Raw genomic sequence first — 22038 nt, forward strand, 5'->3', positions numbered from 1 at the left:
GTGAAACTAGCCATCACCCGCCCGGCAGGCAAAGGAACGTTGCTTGGTGAACAGCTCGAAGCGCAGGGGATCAGCTGTGACTGTACCCCCGTGCTGGAGCTGGTAAAGCTGCCAGTCAGTGAGACTGAACTGGCACCCATCATGGAAGCTGAGCAGCTGATTTTCATTTCTCAGGATGCGGTGTATTACCTGGCCCAGCATCAGCCTACCTTTTCCCCCGACTGTCAGTTTTTTGCTGTAGGTGAAAAAACCGCAGCGGCCATAGACGCCTGTTTTGACCGTCGTGCCATTGTACCCGAGCAGCATGATTCAGAGGGGTTACTCGCCTTGCCCGCACTGCAACAGATTGAGGATAATCGGGTTGTGGTGGTCAAAGGACGAGGTGGACGCACGCTGATCAACAAGATGCTCAAACAGCGCGGCGCCCGAGTATCACATTGTGTGGTGTATGAGCGGATCCCGGCTGCCACCGGATCTGATATCTGGTTGGACCACTGGCAAAGGCAAGGCATTGACGGTATAGTGATCACCAGTAATGCGGCCATTGATGCCATCTTTAATACCCAGCAGAGCGAATTACTAAACTGGCTGAGCAGCCGTCGGTTTTATCTGGTCAGTCAACGCAGTGCAGAATACCTTCGCGAACAATACGCGATAAAGGACAAACAAATCGCCATCAGTGCAGGCGCCGATAACGATGCGTTACTGGCCTGCATTATGGATAATCAGCCCCGCCAAGGTGGAACTATGACAGAACAACAACAAAGTCAGTCAGGCCCTCAGTCTTCGGATAAGTCACCCAAACCCGCCGCTGTGTCGGGCAAAATCAGCAAAACGGCCGTCCTGGCTCTGCTGGTGGCGCTGACTTCCGGGGTCGGGGCTGCGGGTGTCTATTATCTGGGACAGCAGCAGCTGATTCAGTATCAGCAAACGCTGGCTCAACTGACTCAGGATAATCAGCAATTGCAAGGTGAACTGGCGTCGAGTAAACAGACACTTGCTGAGCTACATGGGCAGCTGGCGCAACGTGACCAAGCGATCGCGCAGCAACTTAAGGCGCAAACGCGTGAACTTGAACAGCGACTACAGGCGACCTTACAAACAGCCAAGCAGCAGCTTGGGGGCGCTCAAAAAGCAGAAATAGCCGCGCTGACACGCAGCGCCGAGTTTCAGGCCAATATTCAGCGCCACTATCTGGCCGCTGCCGCGACACTGACACGCTTGCACACACTCGTGCGTGAACAAAGCAATACAACGACCGTGCAAACCGCCATTGCCGCGGATCTTGCGCTCTTGAAAGCTCAGCCTAAACCGCAGCTGGAAGCCCTATATTTGGATCTGCATGGTTATGTGACTCAGGCTGACGATTTGCCGTTACAGATCATGACCAAGCCGGCAGATCCGCAAAGCGAACAGCGTGAACTAACGGAGCAGGTGAGTGACTGGAAAGCCAATGCCTGGCGTTCCTGGTTAAAAATCCAGGATCAGTTCATTAAGGTTCGCACCCATGATAAACCGGTCATTGATCCGCTGCTGGATGCTCAGGAGCAGCAGCTTATTCGTGCTCAACTGAACAGTTATCTGCGTCAGGCGCAGACCGCTCTGATGCAGCAACAGCAGAGTGTGTATTTCACCGCACTGGAAGGTGCCGGCATGACCTTAGCGCGTTATTACCGCTCTGATAACAGTGCAGTGGTTGCGATGCAGGCAGGTTTGAAAGCGCTGCAACAAAAAGAGTTTGCAGCTCAGGCAACACTTGAGTTGCAGACCCCACAGGCGGTGAAGGAGTGGTTACAATGACACGTACACTGATCTCGATCATTGTGCTGCTGGGCGTGCTGGCAGCAGGCCATTTGTTGATTGACGAAAAAGGCTACTTATTGATTGCGGTGAACAACCACACCATAGAGACCTCTTTGTTTGCGCTTGCTGTGATTGTGATTTTTGCTGTGTTGCTGGGTGCTTTGGTACTGAGCGTGCTGGGTGCACTTTGGCGGACATTTGCTCGTAGCCGTGGCTGGCTAAAAGGGCGCAAAAATAAGCGTCAGCAACAAGCGCTGGAAGCCGCTGTCTGGGCATGCATTAATGGTGATGACGCGCAGTTGCAGCAGGCTCTGGCCATCGCTGAGTTGCCAGCACAGTGGCAGGATCAGCAGCGCGCTATGGCGGCAAGGGTTGCGTTGCAGCAGCAACAGTCTGCACAGGCGCTGGCACAGTTGCAGGGGATGTCTCCAGAGTCACAGGGACAGGTCGCTAAGTTGTGGCTGAAAGCCAATCAGGGTGAGCAGGCACTGTCCTTGCTGGGTGCACAAATGGATGAGAAAAAAGTTCCGGACAACGTGGTTGCCAGTTACCTTGACGCGTTGATCCAGGCTGAGCAGCGTGAGCAAGCGTTGACGCTGATCCAGCAAAGACATAAACAATTGCGCTGGTCAGAAGCACGCTGGAAAAAGCACCTCAATGCGTTGCTTGCCATAGATGACAGTTCGGCGCAGGCGACCTTTAACGCGCTACCCAAAGCGTTGCGTCCTATGGCTGCTGGTGCTTTGACTCAGCAAGCCTTGCGACATGGACAATTTGATGCCGTACGTGGTGACTTACTAAAATATCTGAAAAAAGGCCTGTATCAGCAATTGGCTGAGGCATTGCAGTATGCTGGCAGCTCAGATCCCGAGTTGCGCAAACTGATACAGGCGGCGTTGCAAAAGCAGCCGGAGCAGCCTGAGTTGCTGTTTAGTCTGGCATGTTTGGCCAATGCGCAGGGAGAGTATGAACTGGCAGCTAAAATATTCGACACGCTGGCAAACTCCCCCTGGCAAACGTTGTGGCAGCAGCAAGCGCAGCGCGCTTATGCCCAGACCGGGCAATTTGACAAAGCCTACCTGCTGGCCACTCAGTAATAGCAAAATACAGTCAAAAAGCCGGTCGCCTGACCGGTTTTTTTTGCGATGAATATTCTGCTTTGCGGATATTTGTCCTTGAAACTACACTTAAGCTGCGTATGATCTGAAAAATTTTATCTGTAATCCGAGTGCCTTATGATCAATACCAAACTACCTTTACTTGATTTACACCGCCACTTAGACGGTAACGTGCGTGCTGAGACCATTTTAGACCTTGGTCAGAAGTTTAATATGCCGCTGCCTGCTCACGATGTGGAAGGGTTAAGGCCACATGTTCAGGTCATTGATAATGCGCCAAACCTGATGGCCTTTCTGGCCAAGCTGGACTGGGGCGTCAAGGTGCTGGGTGATTATGATGCTTGTCGCCGTATTGCAGTTGAAAACGTGGAAGACGCCATTGCGCAGAAGATGGATTACACTGAGTTGCGCTTCAGCCCGTATTATATGGCTAAAACCCATAACTTACATCCGCAAGGTGTGGTCGAGGCAGTGGTAGACGGCATAAAATCTGCCACGCAGGGTCGGGATATCAAGGTGAATCTGATTGGTATTATGTCGCGTACCTTTGGCGTTGAAAAATGCCAATATGAACTCGATGCCTTGCTGGCGTTCAAAAACGATTTAGTGGCAGTGGATTTGGCCGGGGATGAAATTGGCTTTCCGGGTGCCTTGTTTATTGATCATTTTAAACAAGTTCGTGACGCCTACTTGGGCGCAACAATCCATGCCGGAGAAGCCGAAGGGGCCAGCAGCATCTGGCAGGCTATCAATGAGCTGGGCGCGACGCGGATTGGCCATGGTGTGAAAGCCATTGAAGATCCTAAACTGATGGATTATCTGCGTGATAATCGCATTGGCATCGAGTCTTGCCTGACCAGCAACTTACAAACCAGCACCGTGGCAAGCATTGAGACGCATCCGCTCAAACAGTTTTTAGATCACGGTATTCTGGCTACCATCAATACAGATGATCCTGCCGTACAAGGCGTGGAGCTGGACAATGAATTTGAGCATGCTGCACCACAGGCTGGGCTCAGTGGTTCTGATATCCTCCAGGCGCAAAAGAATGCGGTTGAAATTGCATTTTTAAGTGATTCAGACAAACAGGCGCTGTTACAAAAGTATGCGTAACCCGCGTTAGTATTTTGCCGAGCTGCTCAGTGTGTTGAGCAGCTTAAGTAGTTTTCTTTTAGTGCACTCAGCACTTGGCTGCGGGTCACTACCGCTATCACCTTATCATTATCGACAACCGGATAGATTTTTGGCTTGTCCTGTTGCATCTGCGTCGCTAAATCCACCACTGTGGTGGTTTTGCTGACCGACAAAGTTTCCTTACGCATTAACTGACCAACCTGGGTGGCACCATCACAGAAATAGCTACTTTGTAGCAATGGTGCAAGCAGTTGTTGCTCGGAAATAAAGCCGACCAGTTTACCATTACGGTCCTGGACTGGAGCGCCAAATAGGGCAAACTTTTCTAGCTGTGCAATGGCTTCTGTGATTTCAGTATCAGGGGTGATCAGCGGAAATTGTGTGGACATGATGTCTGAGATAAATTGTTTAGCCATGGGGGTTCTCCTGTTAAGTGACAGACCCAGTATGGATAACTATTATCAATTTTTAAAATGGATTATTTGTATCAGAGTGATTGATTTTATGAATTGAATGCGCGGTTGGGCAACCGCGCATCACAAGGCATTATTTGATGAATGCAAAAGCGTCCGCGAACATGAACTCACGTTGTGCGCCATGATTGATGAAGTCGTCACGCACTATGCCAATCATGTCAAAACGGCCCGCCATGTAGACACTGTATGGTTCAAGCGAGACGATGTCTTTCATGACTGCCTGATGGACATAGCCGGTATGGCCCTTCCAGTGCTCTGACGCATGTTCAACGACAGGAATGAACTGAAAGTTTGCTTTGCTGTTTGCCCAGGCTTCCATGTCTGCTTTAGCATACAACGCAGATTCTTCTTTAACGCCCCAGTAAAAGAGTACTGGCTGGTCGTAGTTAATTTCAGCAAGGTGATCGGCCATGGACTTAACGTACGAAAACCCTGTGCCGCCTGCCAGTAATACCAGAGGTCTTGCCTGTTCAGGGCGAACCTGAGAAACACCCAGCCCTACTTCCAGGTCAACCTGTGTTTGGTTGGTGTGGGCCGCTTTTAAATGATCCAATGCTTGCATCGCATAAGAGTCGGCACCAGATGCACCAATGTGCAGCTCCAGAGCATTTTTCTTCGATGGGCTGCTGGCGATTGAAAAGGCGCGTTTGTCTTTTTCACCCAGTACTAACTGCAGGTAATGGCCAGCTGCAAATTCGGCATCCTGCTCAGGTGTTAAGACAACTTTAGATACGTATTCGGTCAGTGACGAAATCTCGGCCACTGTGGCTTTGAGTACTTGCATTTTTTACCTTAGAAAATAAGCACGGTGGTGAAAGTGTGTGCACTTTAGCACACTCAGGTTAACCCTGTAACCGCTTTCACACCAAGACAGACAGATTCCCGCTTAGCTTATCGTCGTATGCCAGAAAAAAGTCTGTCGAATTCTTTAAGTTTTAATGATTTTCAGGCTATCCCAGATGTCATCAACGCGTTGTTTAGTCGCCTCGTCCATCACGATGGGCTCACCCCATTCCCGATCGGTTTCACCTGGCCATTTGTTGGTGGCATCCATCCCCATTTTTGAGCCAAGGCCCGATACAGGTGACGCGAAATCGAGGTAATCAATTGGCGTGTTTTCTATCATAGTGGTATCCCTGGCAGGGTCCATGCGCGTCGTGATCGCCCAGATCACATCATTCCAGTCTCTGGCATTGACGTCATCATCACACACAATCACAAACTTGGTATACATGAATTGGCGTAGGAACGACCACACACCCAGCATCACACGTTTAGCATGGCCCGGGTATTGTTTCTTCATAGTGACCACTGCCATTCGGTAAGAGCAGCCTTCCGGGGGAAGATAAAAATCAACAATCTCTGGAAACTGCTTTTGTAAAATCGGCACAAAAACTTCGTTGAGCGCAACACCCAGGATGGCCGGTTCATCGGGTGGACGGCCGGTGTAGGTGCTGTGATAGATGGGATCCTCACGGTGCGTAATGTGTGTCACTGTCATCACCGGGAAGTCATCTACTTCATTATAATAGCCAGTATGGTCGCCATACGGGCCTTCTGGTGCGGTTTCGCCCGGTTGAATGTAGCCTTCTAGGATAATTTCTGCAGTGGCCGGGACATGCAGGTCATTGGAAATAGATTTAACCACTTCGGTTTTACTGCCACGCAACAGACCGGCAAAGGCATACTCACTCAGGGTGTCAGGCACCGGGGTTACGGCTCCCAGAATGGTGGCGGGATCTGCGCCTAAGGCAACAGACACAGGATACGGCTCTCCCGGGTTTTGTTGACACCATTCCTGAAAATCGAGTGCGCCGCCACGGTGGGAGAGCCAGCGCATGATGATCTTGTTTTTGCCGAGCAGCTGCTGGCGGTAAATGCCGAGGTTCTGACGCTTTTTATGCGGTCCACGGGTGACGGTTAGTCCCCAGGTGATGAGTGGTGCTGCATCACCTGGCCAGCAATGCTGGATAGGGAGCCGGGTGAGATCGACCTCATCACCACTGATTACTACTTGCTGACATGGGGCTTTTTTGAGTTCCTTCGTCGGCATATTCAGCACTTGCTTAAACACCGGGATCTGCCCGAGCGCTTCTTTGATCCCTTTGGGCGGCTCAGGTTCTTTCAAAAATGCCAGTAATTTACCCACTTCACGTAGTTCACTGACGTCATCCTGACCCATGCCCATTGCAACACGTTTGGGGGTGCCAAACAGGTTAGCCAGCACTGGCATATCGAAGCCAATTGGGTTTTCAAACAGGATAGCCGGTCCACCGGCACGCAATGTACGGTCGGCAATTTCAGTCATCTCCAGTTTGGTGGAAATGGGCTGGCTGACCCGTACCAGCTCGCCCTGCTTTTCCAGCAGAGCAATAAATTCTCTCAAATCTTTATATTTCATCATTCATTTGGGCTGCACAGATTTTATGGCGCTAGTATAACAAGTCGCCAGATGTAGAACAGAGATTTACGACTGGTTTGCCGGTTTGGTTTACTGGCAGAGTGACCTTAGATGAAAAAGGGCGCTGTGGGTGTATCAAAGTTCTATTAACGACTATTATGCTAACAGGGGAAATAATTGATTCGGCGCAATAGTCTGAACCGGGTATATATCTTTGCTTTTGGCTTTCAGTTATAGTCAGTTGCATTGCGCAGTATTTGATTGGAGGCGGCTTGAAGATAACAACCATAATAGCCAGCTCATGTATTGCCATTCTGGCCTTATTTTGTTCCGCTGCGAGTAGTGCAACCGCGCAGCCATTTTTGCCTGTGAGTGCGTTTGAACAACACAGTGCAGTGATGTTACTCATTGAGCCTAAAAGCGGTAATATCGTCCAGGCGAATGAGGCTGCGGCGCGGTTTTATGGTTACTCCCAGGCTCGCCTGGAAACCATGCAGATCCAGCAGATCAATCAGTTTACACCCCAGCAGGTCGAGCAGGAGAGAATGTCAGCGCTCAGCGAAGGGCGTAATTATTTTATCTTTCAGCATCAGCTTGCCAGCCAGGAAATCAGAACCGTGAGTGTGTATTCTGCTCCGTTTAGCAATGCACAGGGGCAGCCACTGTTGTTGTCAGTGATCCAGGATATCAGTGCACAACGCAGTCTGGAGCGCGACCTGTGGCATTACCAGTCTAACCTTGAGCAGCAAGTCGCCCTGCAAACCGCCGAATTGAAAGAGGCGAATACGGTGCAGTTGATCCTGCTTGGCAGTGTGATTGCGATTCTCGGCGGTTCTATTTTGGTACTGGTGTTATTTACCTTGCGTTTGCGCCGCGCCAAACGCCGCACCGAACTACAGAAAAACCGCTTCAGTGCTATTTTTAATGCCATTGGTGATTACCTCATCTATACCAATTCCAGTAATGTGGTGGCTTCTGCCAATCAGGCAGCGCGGAGAGACTTAGGCAGTATTCAGGGTCGCCCAATGGCGCTTATTCTGGAGGATTGTCGCTGCCTGGATAACCTGGGTGCTGAGCCGGTGGAATGTCAGGTTACTCTGGCAGGTAAACGGCGAGACGTTGAGATCAGCAAAACCCCGGTGCTGGACAATGCAGGCATGGAGACTGGTTCGATTTATCTTATCCAGGACATCAGTAAGCGCCTTGCGGGGGAAAAAGAGCAGCGTCTGGCCAGCACGGTATTTGCGACAACCAGCGAAGGGGTGTTGGTGTCGAATCGTGATAATCAGATCCAGATGGTAAATCAGGCATTTACTGATATCACCGGCTTTTCAGCAGCAGAGGTGCTGGGCAATACACCGTCAATATTCAATTCAGGCCGGCATGATGCGGCCTATTTTGCTCAGTTATATGATGCTTTGACCTCGCGTGGACACTGGGAAGGCGAGATCTGGAATAAACGTAAAAATGGTGAAGTTTATCCAAGCTGGTTGCAGGTGTCTGCGGTGTTTGATGCCGCGGGCGAAATTGATATGTATGTGGCACTGTTTAATGATATTACGTCACGTAAGCGCAATGAGCAGCTGATGTGGCAGCAGGCCAACTTTGACAATCTGACTGGGCTGGCAAATCGTCACCATTACCACACCAAGTTTGATTTGGCGCTGGCACAGGCCAAACAAAAGCAAACCCGTCTGGCGGTGTGCTTTATCGATCTGGACCGCTTCAAAGCCGTGAATGATACGCTTGGACATCATATTGGTGATCAGCTCCTGATTGAAGCGGCCAATCGGATCCGTGAATGCACTCGCAACTCGGACACCGTCGCGCGATTAGGTGGAGATGAATTTGCGCTGCTGTTGCCCGATATGGCCAAGATCAGTGATATGGAAAAATTGGCGACCAAGGTACTACATACGCTGAGTGAACCGTTTTTTCTGGAAGGCCATGAAGCGTTTGTGTCCGGCAGTATGGGGATCACCTTTTACCCCGACGATGGCGCAGATCGCAAAGTGTTACTCAGAAATGCCGACAGCGCCATGTATAAAGCAAAAGAGCATGGTCGTAATTGTTTTCAATTCTTCACCTCTGCGATGCATGAGCATGCAAAAGCACGCAGTGCGCTGGAGGGGGCGTTGCACCGCGCGCTGACAAATCGTGAGCTCTACCTGGCGTATCAGCCGATCGTCGGTCAGAAGCGACTGGGTTGTGAAGCCTTATTGCGTTGGCACAATCCGCAGCTGGGGTTGGTGTCGCCTGCTGACTTTATCCCCATCTGCGAAGAGCTGGGATTAATCATCACTATTGGTGAATGGGTGCTTTATCAGGCTTGTGCGCAGGCGAAGTCCTGGATCACACAAACGGGTCAGCCCTTATTTGTTTCTGTGAATGTGTCGAGTACGCAGTTTAAGCGACAGGACATTGCCAGTCTGGTTGCCAAGGTGCTCAAAGAAACCGGGTTAGCGGCCGATGCGCTGACACTGGAGATCACTGAAACCGTATTAGCGGACAACTCGGGTCATATTCAGCGACAGCTGGAGAGCTTGCGTGGGATGGGCGTCGGCCTGGCCATTGATGACTTCGGGACGGGGTATTCCTCATTGAGCTATCTTAAACGCTTCCCGCTGTCAAAATTGAAAATTGACCGCGCCTTTATCCGGGATCTGCCTGAGGATGAAGAGGACCGAGCCCTGGTAAGTGCCATTATATCCATGGCTGGACAGCTTAATCTGACGGTGATTGCAGAGGGGGTTGAAACCCCGGCTCAGCTGGCGTTTTTACAGTCGCTCGGGTGTGATTACACGCAAGGCTTCCTGCATGCGAAACCCGCTGATGCGGCACAATTTGAAGCCTTTATTCATAATTATGCAGAACTGCCTGACGGAGAAACAGGGCAGGCGAGTATGGCGCGTTAGTCACACGCCTCATCACCAGAACAGAGTTCGTTGAGCAGTGTGTGTGCTTTGACGTTGCCCTGTGCAGCGGCCTGACGCAGCAATTCGATTGCCTGTTTGGGGTCTGGCTCTCCCCCTTCGCCCTCAAGTAGCATGGTTGCGAGATTATACTGCCCCCAGTGATCATCGTGTTGTGCTGCAATCGCAAAGGCTTCGCGTGCCTGTTGCAGCTCGCCAATTTGGTAATGCGCTATGCCGCGTTGGTTGTCAGGCGTGAGTCGGTGTTTGGCTGTCGGCGTATGCAAGCGTGGTATCACTCTGGGTTTCACGATCCCACCCATGACATAAATGTCATTGGGGCGGTGGATGGCGTATATCGCACCTTGCTCAAAATAGCGTGTCAGTTCAGCGCGGGGCCATTGCAGTGTTGCGGTATCAAAATAATTGTCCAGCATCAGATTATCTAACTGGATAGCCCGTTTTACATCCCGTTTGCGTCCATAAGTATATCGTCCTTGTTTGACGGTGATAGTGTTGTCGGTCGTCGCGAGGACCTGGGTGATCCGGTATTGGGCCTGGTAGACCCGTTGCGTGTCAAAGCGACCCAAATCAATCAAAATCAGATCATCCGCTCTGGGCTCGAGCAACAGGCGCTGAAACTGCGCGGTTTGCTGGGTATGCTGGAGCCAAAAATAGGCGATAATGCTCAGTATAGCCGCACCCAGCAACGCGTTTTTGAAGCGGATGAGAAAGCGAGAGATCAGGTCGTGGGAGGTAAACAGGCCTGCGGTGAGTTTATTCATGGGGATTCCTTGGTTGGGGTGAGGCACCGGCAATGCTAATCCGGTGCCTGTGAGGAAATCACTGATTTGAATAATGCAGGCGTTATTTGCCCTGCATAGGTGTTTTCCCATTAGCAGCCATTAAGGCAAAGACTGCATAGGCTGCGGTATTTTGTTTGAGTTTGTCCGGATCCACTTTATCTAATGTATCGTCGGCCGTGTGATGATAATCAAAATAGTCTGTTCCATTCTGGCGTAGATCAAAAATGGGCGCTGAGGTCATGTTATTTAACGGAATAAGGTCCGGGCCACCACGAGCACGATTTGCGCCAATATAGCTAATCCCTAGCGGCTTAAGTTGTTCTGCAATGGCGCGTACCAGCGGTAGAGAGGCAGCATTCACTTTTGACTCGAACGCATAGACCACATCAGCACCCAGGTCTGACTCGGCAGCGGCAACGATCTGTCCGAGGTTGTCTTTATGGCGTTTAAAGTAGGCTTTTGCACCCCATAATCCAAGCTCTTCTGCGGCAAACAGGACCACCCGGATACTGCGCTTGGGGCGAGTTACTGTTGCAATGTGTTTGGCCGCTGCCATGGTCAGTGCCATGCCTGCACCGTCGTCCAGCGCACCTGTCCCAAGATCCCAGGAGTCATGATGGCTGCCAAGCAAAACGTATTGATCAGGCAATTCTGAACCTGTAATTTCTCCGATCACGTTAAAACTGGTTCCTTCGCCCAGATCTTCGGTCTGAATATTGATTTCGACCTGAGGCGTGTGACCATGCTTAAGCAGACGTGCGATTTGGTCGGCGTCCGGGTTCGCAATGGCGGTGGCCGGGATTTTTGTAACCTGATCATCGTAGTGACTGCCGCCGGTATGGGCAAAGCGATGGTGGGCAGTACTGACCGAACGCATCATGTAAGCGATTGCCCCTTTTTTCGCCGCTTCTACCGCGCCTTTGTTGCGTGCCTGTACTGCCGGGCCGTAGCCGTTGCCATCGATGTCCCGATGCATTCGGTAGTTAATAAAGGCAATTTTACCTTTTAGGCTACCCGTCGGTGCAGCCTTAAGTTCGTCAAAGGTTTCAAACAGCACCACCTCACCGCGTAAGCCTTGTTGTGGCGTGCTGATACTGTTGCCCAGCGCTGTGATATGCAGAGGCTGCTCACTGGGCGCAATCAACTTGGCCGATTCATGATAGCGGCGCCATTCAGGGAAAGTCGCAGCTTCCAGCCAAACTTTATCAAAGCCTAAACGATTAAACTGTTTCTCCGCCCAGGCCACGGTTAATTTGTCGTTTTCGGTGCCGGGCAGGCGTGGGCCAATTTCTGTTGTGAGCGATTCCAGTAATTGCCAGCTTAGGTCGCTCTGACTTGCCAGTGTGCGTACTTTAGCGACGTCTTCAAGTTGTTTTTGTGTGAATTCACCAGCCTGACCCACAAAACTGGCGGTTAACGCACACAGTGGTAATAGCCAATGTCTGGCGGCGCTGGTGAGCCTGCTAAAAGGCACAAAGCGTATTATCTGATCCATAGTAACCCTTGGTAATTTACATCGATGGAGATTGTCGCAACAATTGTTGTTAAATTAAACTGTTTCGGGGTGAACGGGCGTTTTTGCTTACTGAAGTGACGGCGCTATGCGGGATTTGCTAAACTTGGCGGATTGAATTCATCCGAGGTAAAAGAGTGACTCAGTCGTTTAATCAAGTGTCGTTGACCCGACACCTTCAAAATGGTTTACAGCAAGCTGGCTTTACGACCATGACGCCCATTCAGGCGCAGGCGTTGCCCGCCATAATTGCCCGCCAGGATGTGATTGCGCAGGCAAAAACCGGGTCGGGCAAAACACTGGCATTTAGCCTTGGTCTGCTGAATAAGTTGGTGGCCGAAGAACAGGTTATCCAGAGCTTAGTGCTGGCGCCGACTCGAGAGCTGGCGCAGCAGGTGGCGACTGAGATCCGCAAGCTGGCGCGTGGTATGCAAAATATCAAAGTATTGACCGTGTGTGGTGGTGAGCCTATCGGGCCCCAGATCAGTTCACTGGAGCATGGTGCGCACGTGGTGGTTGGTACCCCAGGGCGGATTGAAGAGCACTTGTATAAAGGGACCCTAGATTTGACTCAAGTGCAAACCTGGGTATTGGATGAAGCCGATCAGATGCTGGCCATGGGGTTTGTCGAAGCGTTGGAGAATATCGCGATATATCTGCCACCAGAGCGTCAGACCTTAATGTTCAGTGCGACTTATCAGCGGGATATTGAAGCGCTGACACAGCAATTTATGCGTGAACCTGTCATGGTGAAAGGGGAAGAAGAAACCCTGAACAGGCAGATTAAGCAGCAGTTTTTTGCACTCAAAAATAACAAGCTGAGATTCAATACACTACGTCTGTTGCTCCAGCACTACAAACCCATCAGCTGCATTGCCTTTTGTAACACCAAAGTGGAAACAAAAAAGCTGTACAGTGAACTCAAAAGCAGTGGTGTCAATGTTGTGACCTTACACGGCGACCTGGACCAGGCTGAGCGGGTTCGTTCGCTGATCCGCTTTGCCAATAAAAGTGCATCAGTGTTGGTGGCCACAGATGTCGCAGCCCGGGGTCTGGATATTGAAGATGTTGATATGGTGATCAACTACCATATGGCTCTGGATCCGCAAACTCATGTACACCGGGTAGGTCGAACCGGGCGGGGTGGCAAAAAAGGCCTTGCTTGCTCTTTGTATGGTGAAAATGAGGCGTTTAAAGTCGCTAAATTGGGTGAAATTTATGAGCAAAACTTTGAGCCGGTGACTCCCCCGCCACTGAGCCTGCTCGACAAACCTGTGTTTAAGCCTCCGATGGTGACTTTGCAGGTCGATGGCGGTAAAAAAGATAAACTTCGCGCCGGTGATATCGTCGGTTGTCTGACTTCTGAACAAGGGATCGGTGCCAGCCTGATTGGTAATATTGATGTGCTGGACCATCAGGCGTTTGTCGCAGTTGCCAGAGAAGGCGTAAAACCTGCGCTGAGAAAGTTGCAAGAGAGCAAGCTTAAGGGACGTAAAGTTAAAGCGAAGCGAATGAGCCTGTAGGCTATCAATCCACCTGAGCTTTCAGCAATTCGACAGGAAATTTATCGATAACAGGGCTAAAAGTTGCTAATTCTGACGCGCTAAATAGCCTGGTGATTGCCGTGTGCGCGTTAAGGTTCCCCTGCCTTATTCGGATTGCTATGGCTCTTCCGCTTGCGCATAGTGTTTGAGTTGCTCATATTCGTGCTGGAGCTGTTGAAATGCGGCGTGATTGCCTTGTTGATCCGGGTGGGCTGCAAATGCCAGTGCACGCCAGCGCTTGCTGAGCTGACGTCGGCAATATGGGCTGGGTAGTTGCCATTTTGCAATTAACTCCGCGTGTTGCTGCGGCGCCAGTTGCGGTACCTTGAGGTAGCGTTGCCAGAACTGATCGAGTAACGCTATCACGTCGTCCTTGCTGGTATCATAGTTGCACCAATCTAAATAATAGTCTCTGAGCGGATCGTGTGTTTGTAAGGCTGATTGGGTCGATTGCTCATTCAGGCGGATATCCATGGCCTCGACCTGAAGGTAGTAACCTTGTTCCGCCATCTCTTGTTGTAGCTGATACAGCGCGTTCATCAGCAGAAAATTGCGCTTAAAAAGGTCCTTGTCTGGATCATTATCTAGTTTCGGCAATCCAAACTCAGCATCCAGCGCCGCGGCCAGTCGATGTAATTGAGTTGCGCGTTCACGGGTGATTATTCTAAAAGTGGCATCAAGGAGGGGGTTCAACATTGTTCCGCCTGTAAACATAGTGTATCTTCTTTGTTCAATTCTTATTTTTTGACACGTCTATTGCAAGTACTACGGGGCAGACAGGGATGACAAAGGGGTTTAAGTGGGCTGTGACCACTGTGTTACTGGTGGGGATCTGGTCGGCGCAAGGCCATGCTGATACATCTGCTGCCAAGCCTGAGATTACATCACAAATTGAGGCATTATCAGATATGCCCAACTGGCAGGAGCAAGTGCTCAGTGCTGAACGCTTGCTACATGTCCCTGAATTAAGTCCGAAACACCGTGCTGCGACCCTTAAAGCGATAGGTAAAATTGCGCTGGAAAGCATGCGCTATGAGATGGCGATCCGTTATTTTGAGCAACTGGAATCTTTTAGTCGTGATGAGCGCCTGTCTGACAGCTTGTATCACGCCCTTAAAATGCAGGGGATCAGTGCGTTTTATCAGGGAGATTATGCTGCATCTGTGGTTGATTATCAGCAGGCGCTCGCTGTTGCTGAACAAAGAAATAATCCCATTGAGCGCGCAGACATTCACAATAATCTGGGTATGTCATTTATCCAGATCCATGACTTAGAAGCCTCACTGGAGCAGTACCTGGCTGCATACATGTTGTATGAACAGCACGGTAATGAGCAGGACAGAGCTGACATGTTGCTGAATCTTGCTGGTGTTTATATTCGTCAGTTTCGTTATGACAAAGCAGAGGAGCTACTCAAGCGTGCAAAGACCTTGTTTGAGCGGCTCGAAGATCATTATGGTGTGGCTTTAGTGCAGGGTAATCTGGGCGTGATCTATACCGAGTCAAACCGCCCTGAGCTGGCCCGTGAAGCAGTGAAAGCGGCTGTTGATTACTATCACAGTATTAATGATACACGTCATTTGGCGTTTGAATATGTCAATATGGCGAAACTGAGCCTGCTGATCCGTGATTACTCTGCAGCGGAGCAGGAGGTCAATTTTGCTATGTATTATGCTGAAAAAGCCGACAACCAGGCCGGGATAATGCATGCCTTGCACCCGATGGCCAGGTTGCAGCTGATGCGTGATGATATCGCCGGTGCGGAAGCCAGTATTGATCGGGGGCTAATGCTGACGCGCAAGCTGGGAGACAGACTCAGGGAGCGTGAGTTTTTACATTTGCTGGCGCTGGTTCAGGCGGCAACAGGCAAGATGCAGTCTGCGGCTGAAACACTCGACTATTATCGGGACTTGCAATTTTCATTGCTAAATGAGGGATTAATTACGCGCCTCAATAAATATCAAAGTAAGTTTGAAGAAAGTCAGTTAAGCCAGGAACTGGCGCAAATGAAGCAGGCACAGGAGCTGCAACAACTGCAGGACGAGCAACGTAATCAGCTGTTGTGGATGAGTGGACTGATCTTATGTCTGGCGCTGATCTCCGTGTTTGCTTTTTATCATCGCGCGACCGAGCGGCGGGCAAAAATTGAGCTCAGTAAAAAAGTCGCGCAGCGAACGGCACAGTTGCAGCAAAGCGCCGATGAGCTGCGTAATGCCAATCAGGTAAAAAGTCAGTTTTTAGCCAATATCAGCCATGAGATTCGCACGCCGCTGACTGCAATTTTGGGCCATGCCGAAAGCTTGCAGCAGGATTACACGCACGACGCCCATCTTATGTCGTCACTGGCTGTTGTGACACGACAGGGCAATCATCTCAAAGACCTCATCAGCGATGTACTGGACCTGAGTAAAATAGAGGCGCAGCGACTGGAGCTGGAATACACCGAATTTACCATAGAGAATTTATTGGCTGATGTCTGCGATATGTTCCAGCGCCCCTGTATGGAAAAGTCACTCGCTTTAGTAGTAGAAAATGATTTGCCTGTGCCTTATTTGGTTCGGCTCGACTATGTGCGTCTGAAACAGATCTTAATTAACTTACTCAGCAATGCGGTTAAGTTTACGCAGCACGGGCAGGTAGAGCTGATTATCCGCCAGTATGAGGATGGCCTCACGTTTATTGTTCAGGACAGTGGCATTGGGATGTCGCCATCTCAGGTGGCCAGGATATTTGAGTGCTTTCAGCAAGGTGATAATAGTATCACGCGTCGATTTGGCGGCTCCGGATTAGGGCTTAGTCTGTCACAGCATCTGGCCAAGATGATGGGGGGAGAGATTTCGGTGCATAGTGAAGTTGAGAAAGGGAGTCAGTTTAAGCTGGTTGTCCCCTGTGCCCGCCTGAGTTATACCAAGGAGGCTGAGTGCCTTAATGAGGTGCAGCCCATGCCTTCCCAAATGCCTGATCCACGTTTGTCCGGCACGGTATTACTGGCGGAAGATCATGATGACAACCGAGTGCTTATTACTCGTTTGCTGGAAAAAATGGGGCTGGATGTTGATACCGTCAGCAATGGAAAGCAAGCTGTAGAGCGCTGTCTCAGCGCTTATCCTGATGTCGTGCTGATGGACATTCAGATGCCAGAAATGGATGGTCTGGAAGCGTTGCAATTATTGCGACAAGCTGGTTTTGAAGGAGAGGTTTATGCACTGACGGCAAACGTGATGGAGCACGAAATTAAAGGTTATCTGGCTCAGGGGTTCAGTGGTCATCTTAGTAAACCGATCAACAGTGATGTGCTATATCAAACGCTTGCTCAGTCCTTGCAGCGCACCAATGCGGCTCAGGCACTGGATTTGTCGATAGATATGAGTGATCTCAAACAGAGTTTTGCACAAACTCTGGAACAGGAAAGGTACAAGCTAATTGATCTGTGGCAGGAGCAGGATTGGCAGGCATTACAGCATCACTGTCATAAATTAAACGGGGCGGCGAGTATGTTCGAGTTTGTGCATATTGCAGATATTGCCTCACAGTTTGAAGCAGCATTGAAGCAAGAGCAAACAGCGCTTTATCAGGATTTGTTTCTGATCCTGTGTGATGAACTCAAAGTGTGCAGTTACTCAGAACAGCTCGATGTCTCCTAATTTACTGTGTTCTTCAGCTTGGGGGCTGTGAGGCTTATTGGAGACCGCGTTAGAATCGGCATCACTGTTATAGCGACTGGTATCGGTCCTATGAGACATATCAGGATGTGGCCGCTCCGCCGTAAACATAGACAATTTCTCATGAATACATGCGGCCAGGTTGATCAGATCACTGCTCGATACGGCCTGAATTTTTGACGCAGACAGGGCATCTGAATTGAGTTCAACCATAGACTCTATACTGGATTGGGCTTCGTCAGAGACGGTTTTTTGTTGGCTTACCTGGTCATGGATGCTGTGTGACATGGCGTTTATATCTATCATGGCCCGCTCTATCTGATCGACTTCCTTCGTTGAGGCTTCTGATAAACTAACCGTTTTATCGGTTTCTTCCAGCGCGGTTAACATCAGGGCGTGTGCACTGTCCGTACCTGCTTGGATCTTATTGACCATGTTGCGAACCTCTTGTGTCGACTGACTGGTGCGTGCCGCAAGACTGCGCACCTCATCCGCTACCACGGCAAACCCCCGGCCTTGTTCACCTGCTCTTGCGGCCTCAATGGCGGCATTCAGGGCCAGTAAGTTGGTTTGATCGGCAATGGCATTAATCACATCAATTACGGAGCTAATGGCATCACTGTCTGTTTTAAGGGTGGCTATCTGTTCGCTGGTCGCCTGAATATTGCTTGCCAGCGTCATCAGGCTTTGTTGGCTCTTGTCGGTATCCACTCGGGTTTTTTTGACCGCCTGGGTGGCATTTTCGACGGAGCTGTAGATTTTCTCCAGGCTGTCATCCAGCTCTCTTGAAACCGTCAGCATGTGGTTGATGGCCGTGGCTAGGTCTTCTCCATGAGCATGTTGAATGGTGGCCTTTTGTGTCATGGAGGCATAGGTATCACGCAGGCTATCGGCCATGGGGGTGAGACGCGATGAAGAGGCATATACTTCACCAATAATGTGCTCCATCATTGCCATACTGGCATTTATGGCCAGGCAAGCTTTGGGCAGTGATTTGTCTTTTTCGTCAAAGCGAAAGGTGAGATCAATGGTGTCCTGGTGATGAAGCGCACTGACAAAACTTTGCAGGTAGGCGCCTTTTTCCTGCTTTTTATCTATCCAGAGTGTGATCAGAACAGATGAAACCAGCATCATAGCAATGAGTAAAGCGGTGGCTGTCAGAGGGAGGGAAAATATGGCTGCACAGACCAGCACGGCGGCTATGTTCACCGTAGTCACGGCCATGGCACTGGCTACTAAACGCATGGATGTGTTCTTCCTTATCAGGCTTACTAAATAACACGTGTGGTAGTGCATTGCAGGCCCAGGGTACGAGCTGCGCGATTGGGAGAGGAGGCCTTCCCTGACATACACACATGTGTTTTTACACACTTCCTAATATATAGAACACCCGGCAGAGAGTTCCAAGCTATCATGGCATAAAAAAAGCCTGCATCAGCAGGCTTTTTCTTAAGCGATGGGTTACTTACGCTTCATTGAGTCAAAGAACTCGTTGTTGGTTTTGCACATCGACAGCTTATCGATCAGGAACTCCATTGCATCGATTTCGCTCATCTCATGGACAATTTTGCGTAGAATCCACATTTTCTGAAGCTCATCTGGCTTAGTGAGCAGTTCTTCACGACGGGTACCTGAGCGGTTAAAGTCGATCGCCGGGAAGACACGCTTTTCAGCAATTTTACGGTTTAAGTGCAGTTCCATGTTACCGGTGCCTTTAAACTCTTCGTAAATAACTTCGTCCATCTTCGAGCCCGTGTCGATTAGGGCTGTGGCGATGATGGTCAAACTGCCGCCTTCTTCTACATTACGTGCAGCACCGAAAAAGCGTTTTGGCTTGTGCAGTGCGTTGGCATCAACACCACCTGTCAGGACTTTACCTGAAGATGGGATTACGGTGTTGTAGGCACGTGCAAGACGGGTGATTGAGTCCAGTAGAATGATCACGTCTTTCTTGTGCTCAACTAAACGTTTTGCCTTTTCAATGACCATTTCCGCAACCTGTACGTGACGGCTTGCTGGTTCATCGAAGGTTGAGGCGACTACTTCACCTTGTACCAGGCGCTGCATCTCTGTTACTTCTTCCGGACGCTCGTCAATCAGCAGTACCATGAGTGTTGCGTCTGGGTTGTTGTAAGAAATAGACTGCGCAATGTTCTGTAGCAGCATGGTTTTACCGGCTTTAGGTGGTGCAACAATCAATGCACGTTGACCTTTACCGATTGGAGAAGCCAGGTCCAGAACTCGGGCAGTAATGTCTTCTGTACTACCGTTACCACGTTCCATCACCATACGTTCGTTGGCGTGGATAGGCGTTAGGTTCTCGAACAGGATTTTCGTTCTGGAGTTTTCAGGCTTATCAAAGTTAACTTCATTCACTTTCAACAGTGCGAAGTAGCGCTCACCATCTTTAGGTGGGCGGATCAGACCGCTGATACTGTCACCGGTACGTAGGCTAAAGCGTCTGATCTGGCTTGGCGAAACATAAATGTCATCCGGGCCTGCCAGGTAGGAGGCTTCCGATGAGCGTAAAAAGCCGAAGCCATCCTGAAGAATTTCCAGCACGCCGCCACCATAAATGTTTTCGCCGCTTTTTGCGTGCGCTTTCAAGATGGCGAAGATGATGTCTTGTTTTCTCAGACGGGCGACGTTTTCGAGTCCCATAGACTCGGCAAGTTTTACAAGCTCATTGATTGACTTGTCTTTCAGTTCGCGTAAATGCATATTGGTGGGTTCTTTATTTAAAAGTTGTTCTCTCGTGGTACGAGGGATTGAATTGAAATTGCTTAAGGTTAGTGGCTCTATAAGTTAGCAGCTAGGGGAGCAGTCGTCCAGTCTTTATACAAATTTAATCAGGCAGTGCCAACACAGCACTACCTGTTACATTCAGACTGTGACTTATCAGCGACCAGCGTACGCTGATGCTGGTAATAAGTGTTCAGTTAGATGTTGTTCTCAAGGAACTCGATCAGTTGTGTTTTAGACAACGCACCAACTTTAGTGGCTGCAACTGCACCGTCTTTGAATAGCAGTAAAGTTGGAATACCACGGATACCAAATTTAGGTGGTGTTAGTGAGTTTTGATCGATGTTGAGCTTAGCTACAGTTGCGCGACCTTCGAACTCGTCTGCAATTTCGTCCAGGATAGGTGCAATCATTTTACATGGACCACACCATTCAGCCCAGAAATCTACCAGTACAGGGGTATCCGACTTAAGCACGTCTGCTTCGAAGCTGTCATCAGTTAATTGAATAATTTTGTCGCTCATTGCGCTCTCCGTTAGAATTAGGTCAATTATTTAATGCGTATTTAAACACTCTTGTTTCTTATTGCAAGTTTAAACGTTATGCTTAATCGCTATGACTAAGACACATTTGACCAATAAAAAATTTATCGACTTTGCTTTAGCGCCGGAAGTGGTCGCCGGTTTGACAGCGAGTGGCTTCGAATACTGTACGCCAATCCAAGCAAAGTGCATGCCCTACATCAGTGAGGGCAGAGACATTGCCGGTCAGGCTCAGACAGGTACAGGTAAAACGCTGGCGTTTTTAACTGCAACTTGTCACAGGCTGATGCAAAGCCAATCTGACGCTCAGGTTGCCGGTCAGCCACGGGCATTGATTATGGCACCGACACGAGAGCTCGCGATCCAAATCCACAAAGACGCACAAATCATGGCGCCGGCGTGTGGGTTAAAGCTTGGTTTAGTATATGGTGGCGAAGAATACGAAAAACAACGGTCACAACTAGAAAAAGGGGTGGATATCCTCATTGGTACGACCGGACGCCTGATCGATTTCTATAAACAAGGTGCCTATAACCTTAATAATATTGAAGTTGTTGTACTAGATGAAGCAGACCGAATGTTTGATTTGGGCTTTATCAAAGATATTCGTTATATGTTTAATCGCATGCCGGATACACAACAACGTCTGAATCTGCTGTTTTCTGCAACTCTGTCTTATCGTGTTCAGGAGCTAGCTTTTGAACATATGCACAATCCGATTCATGTACAAATTGAACCGGATGTTAAAACAGGCAAACGGATCAAAGAAGAGTTGTTCCATCCCTCGCAAGAGGACAAAATTCCTTTACTCCTTACCTTGATTGAGGAAGAGTGGCCAGACAAGGCGATTGTATTTGCCAACACTAAGCACAGTTGTGAAAACGTGTATGAATGGCTAAAAAATGATGGGCATCGGGTTGGACTGTTAACCGGTGATGTTAATCAGAAAAAGCGTTTGTCGATTTTGTCTAAATTCACTAAAGGTGAACTGGACCTGCTGGTTGCAACGGATGTTGCTGCGCGAGGGTTGCATATTCCTGAAGTGAGTCATGTACTCAATTTTGATTTACCAGATGACTGTGAAGATTATGTGCATCGTATTGGCCGTACTGGCCGAGCAGGCGCATCAGGGCATGCGATTAGTTTTGCCTGCGAGCAATATGCATATAACTTACATGAGATTGAAGAATACATTGATCATGCAATTCCGGTTTCGCACTACGATAAGTCAGCTCTGCTAGATGATATTAAAGCGCCAGCCAGACAACAAAGGCGCAGAAATACGTCCGGTCAGCGCGGTAACCGCAGCGGTAATAACCGTCGACAAGGTAGTTACCAAAAGTCGCGCCCGCGCAATTAATCGGGCGTTTTGGTAGAGGTAGATA

The 22038-nt window shown here is 49.6% G+C and carries 16 protein-coding genes; 7 read left to right on the plus strand and 9 right to left on the minus strand.

Going from position 1 to position 22038, the window contains the following annotated elements; genetic code table 11:
* The 3 genes from PRUB_RS07275 to add all read left to right on the plus strand — a co-directional run bounded on the left by PRUB_RS07275 (position 1) and on the right by add (position 4034).
* Entirely contained in the window at positions 1 to 1800 is a 1800-nt protein-coding gene (locus tag PRUB_RS07275; protein ID WP_010387075.1) for a uroporphyrinogen-III C-methyltransferase, read from the plus strand.
* Complete coding sequence (locus tag PRUB_RS07280; RefSeq protein ID WP_010387076.1) at positions 1797 to 2900, plus strand: heme biosynthesis HemY N-terminal domain-containing protein; 1104 nt, start codon at positions 1797 to 1799, stop codon at positions 2898 to 2900. Before PRUB_RS07275 ends, PRUB_RS07280 begins: the two co-directional genes overlap by 4 nt.
* A 138-nt stretch (positions 2901 to 3038) precedes the next feature.
* Entirely contained in the window at positions 3039 to 4034 is a 996-nt protein-coding gene (gene add / locus PRUB_RS07285) for an adenosine deaminase (protein WP_010387078.1), read from the plus strand.
* 26 nt (positions 4035 to 4060) lie between these two features.
* Here add and PRUB_RS07290 read toward each other — a convergent pair whose 3' ends face one another.
* The 3 genes from PRUB_RS07290 to ubiD form a co-directional block, all read right to left on the minus strand.
* Complete coding sequence (locus PRUB_RS07290) at positions 4061 to 4471, minus strand: CBS domain-containing protein (protein ID WP_010387079.1); 411 nt, start codon at positions 4469 to 4471, stop codon at positions 4061 to 4063.
* Positions 4472 to 4601: 130 nt separating this feature from the next.
* Positions 4602 to 5315, minus strand: a complete 714-nt coding sequence (gene fre, locus PRUB_RS07295) for an NAD(P)H-flavin reductase (RefSeq protein ID WP_010387081.1) — start codon at positions 5313 to 5315, stop codon at positions 4602 to 4604.
* A gap of 144 nt (positions 5316 to 5459) precedes the next feature.
* Positions 5460 to 6932, minus strand: a complete 1473-nt coding sequence (gene ubiD, locus PRUB_RS07300) for a 4-hydroxy-3-polyprenylbenzoate decarboxylase (protein WP_010387082.1) — start codon at positions 6930 to 6932, stop codon at positions 5460 to 5462.
* Positions 6933 to 7204: 272 nt separating this feature from the next.
* Between ubiD and PRUB_RS07305 the strand changes: the two genes are divergently transcribed.
* On the plus strand, positions 7205 to 9847 hold the full coding sequence (locus PRUB_RS07305) for a sensor domain-containing protein (RefSeq protein ID WP_010387083.1): 2643 nt from the start codon (positions 7205 to 7207) through the stop codon (positions 9845 to 9847).
* Here the strand turns inward: PRUB_RS07305 and PRUB_RS07310 are convergent.
* Both PRUB_RS07310 and PRUB_RS07315 read right to left on the minus strand, forming a co-directional pair.
* A complete protein-coding gene (locus PRUB_RS07310; protein WP_010387084.1) occupies positions 9844 to 10629 on the minus strand; it encodes a tetratricopeptide repeat protein in 786 nt (261 codons plus the stop codon). The genes PRUB_RS07305 and PRUB_RS07310 overlap by 4 nt on opposite strands.
* Before the next feature lie 82 nt (positions 10630 to 10711).
* Positions 10712 to 12145, minus strand: a complete 1434-nt coding sequence (locus PRUB_RS07315; protein ID WP_010387085.1) for a M28 family peptidase — start codon at positions 12143 to 12145, stop codon at positions 10712 to 10714.
* Positions 12146 to 12300: 155 nt separating this feature from the next.
* Here PRUB_RS07315 and dbpA point away from each other — a divergent pair, with 155 nt between their 5' ends.
* Positions 12301 to 13686, plus strand: a complete 1386-nt coding sequence (dbpA, locus tag PRUB_RS07320; RefSeq protein ID WP_010387086.1) for an ATP-dependent RNA helicase DbpA — start codon at positions 12301 to 12303, stop codon at positions 13684 to 13686.
* 138 nt (positions 13687 to 13824) lie between these two features.
* Here dbpA and PRUB_RS07325 read toward each other — a convergent pair whose 3' ends face one another.
* Entirely contained in the window at positions 13825 to 14403 is a 579-nt protein-coding gene (locus PRUB_RS07325) for a DNA-J related domain-containing protein (protein ID WP_040644530.1), read from the minus strand.
* 86 nt (positions 14404 to 14489) lie between these two features.
* Here PRUB_RS07325 and PRUB_RS07330 point away from each other — a divergent pair, with 86 nt between their 5' ends.
* Positions 14490 to 17351: an ATP-binding protein gene (locus PRUB_RS07330; RefSeq protein WP_010387088.1), complete on the plus strand. Its 2862-nt coding sequence runs from the start codon at positions 14490 to 14492 to the stop codon at positions 17349 to 17351.
* On the opposite strand, the gene PRUB_RS07335 is transcribed toward PRUB_RS07330, so the two are convergent.
* The 3 genes from PRUB_RS07335 to trxA form a co-directional block, all read right to left on the minus strand.
* Complete coding sequence (locus PRUB_RS07335; protein WP_010387090.1) at positions 17328 to 18614, minus strand: methyl-accepting chemotaxis protein; 1287 nt, start codon at positions 18612 to 18614, stop codon at positions 17328 to 17330. The genes PRUB_RS07330 and PRUB_RS07335 overlap by 24 nt on opposite strands.
* Before the next feature lie 216 nt (positions 18615 to 18830).
* Positions 18831 to 20090: a transcription termination factor Rho gene (rho, locus tag PRUB_RS07340; protein WP_010387091.1), complete on the minus strand. Its 1260-nt coding sequence runs from the start codon at positions 20088 to 20090 to the stop codon at positions 18831 to 18833.
* Positions 20091 to 20308: 218 nt separating this feature from the next.
* The gene (gene trxA, locus PRUB_RS07345) at positions 20309 to 20635 is read right to left on the minus strand and encodes a thioredoxin TrxA (RefSeq protein WP_010387092.1); all 327 of its coding nucleotides are present in this window, start codon (positions 20633 to 20635) and stop codon (positions 20309 to 20311) included.
* A gap of 91 nt (positions 20636 to 20726) precedes the next feature.
* Between trxA and rhlB the strand changes: the two genes are divergently transcribed.
* The gene (gene rhlB / locus PRUB_RS07350; RefSeq protein WP_010387093.1) at positions 20727 to 22013 is read left to right on the plus strand and encodes an ATP-dependent RNA helicase RhlB; all 1287 of its coding nucleotides are present in this window, start codon (positions 20727 to 20729) and stop codon (positions 22011 to 22013) included.
* Positions 22014 to 22038: the final 25 nt, after the last annotated feature.

The sequence above is a fragment of the Pseudoalteromonas rubra genome, from assembly GCF_000238295.3.
Taxonomy (GTDB): Bacteria; Pseudomonadota; Gammaproteobacteria; order Enterobacterales; family Alteromonadaceae; genus Pseudoalteromonas; species Pseudoalteromonas rubra.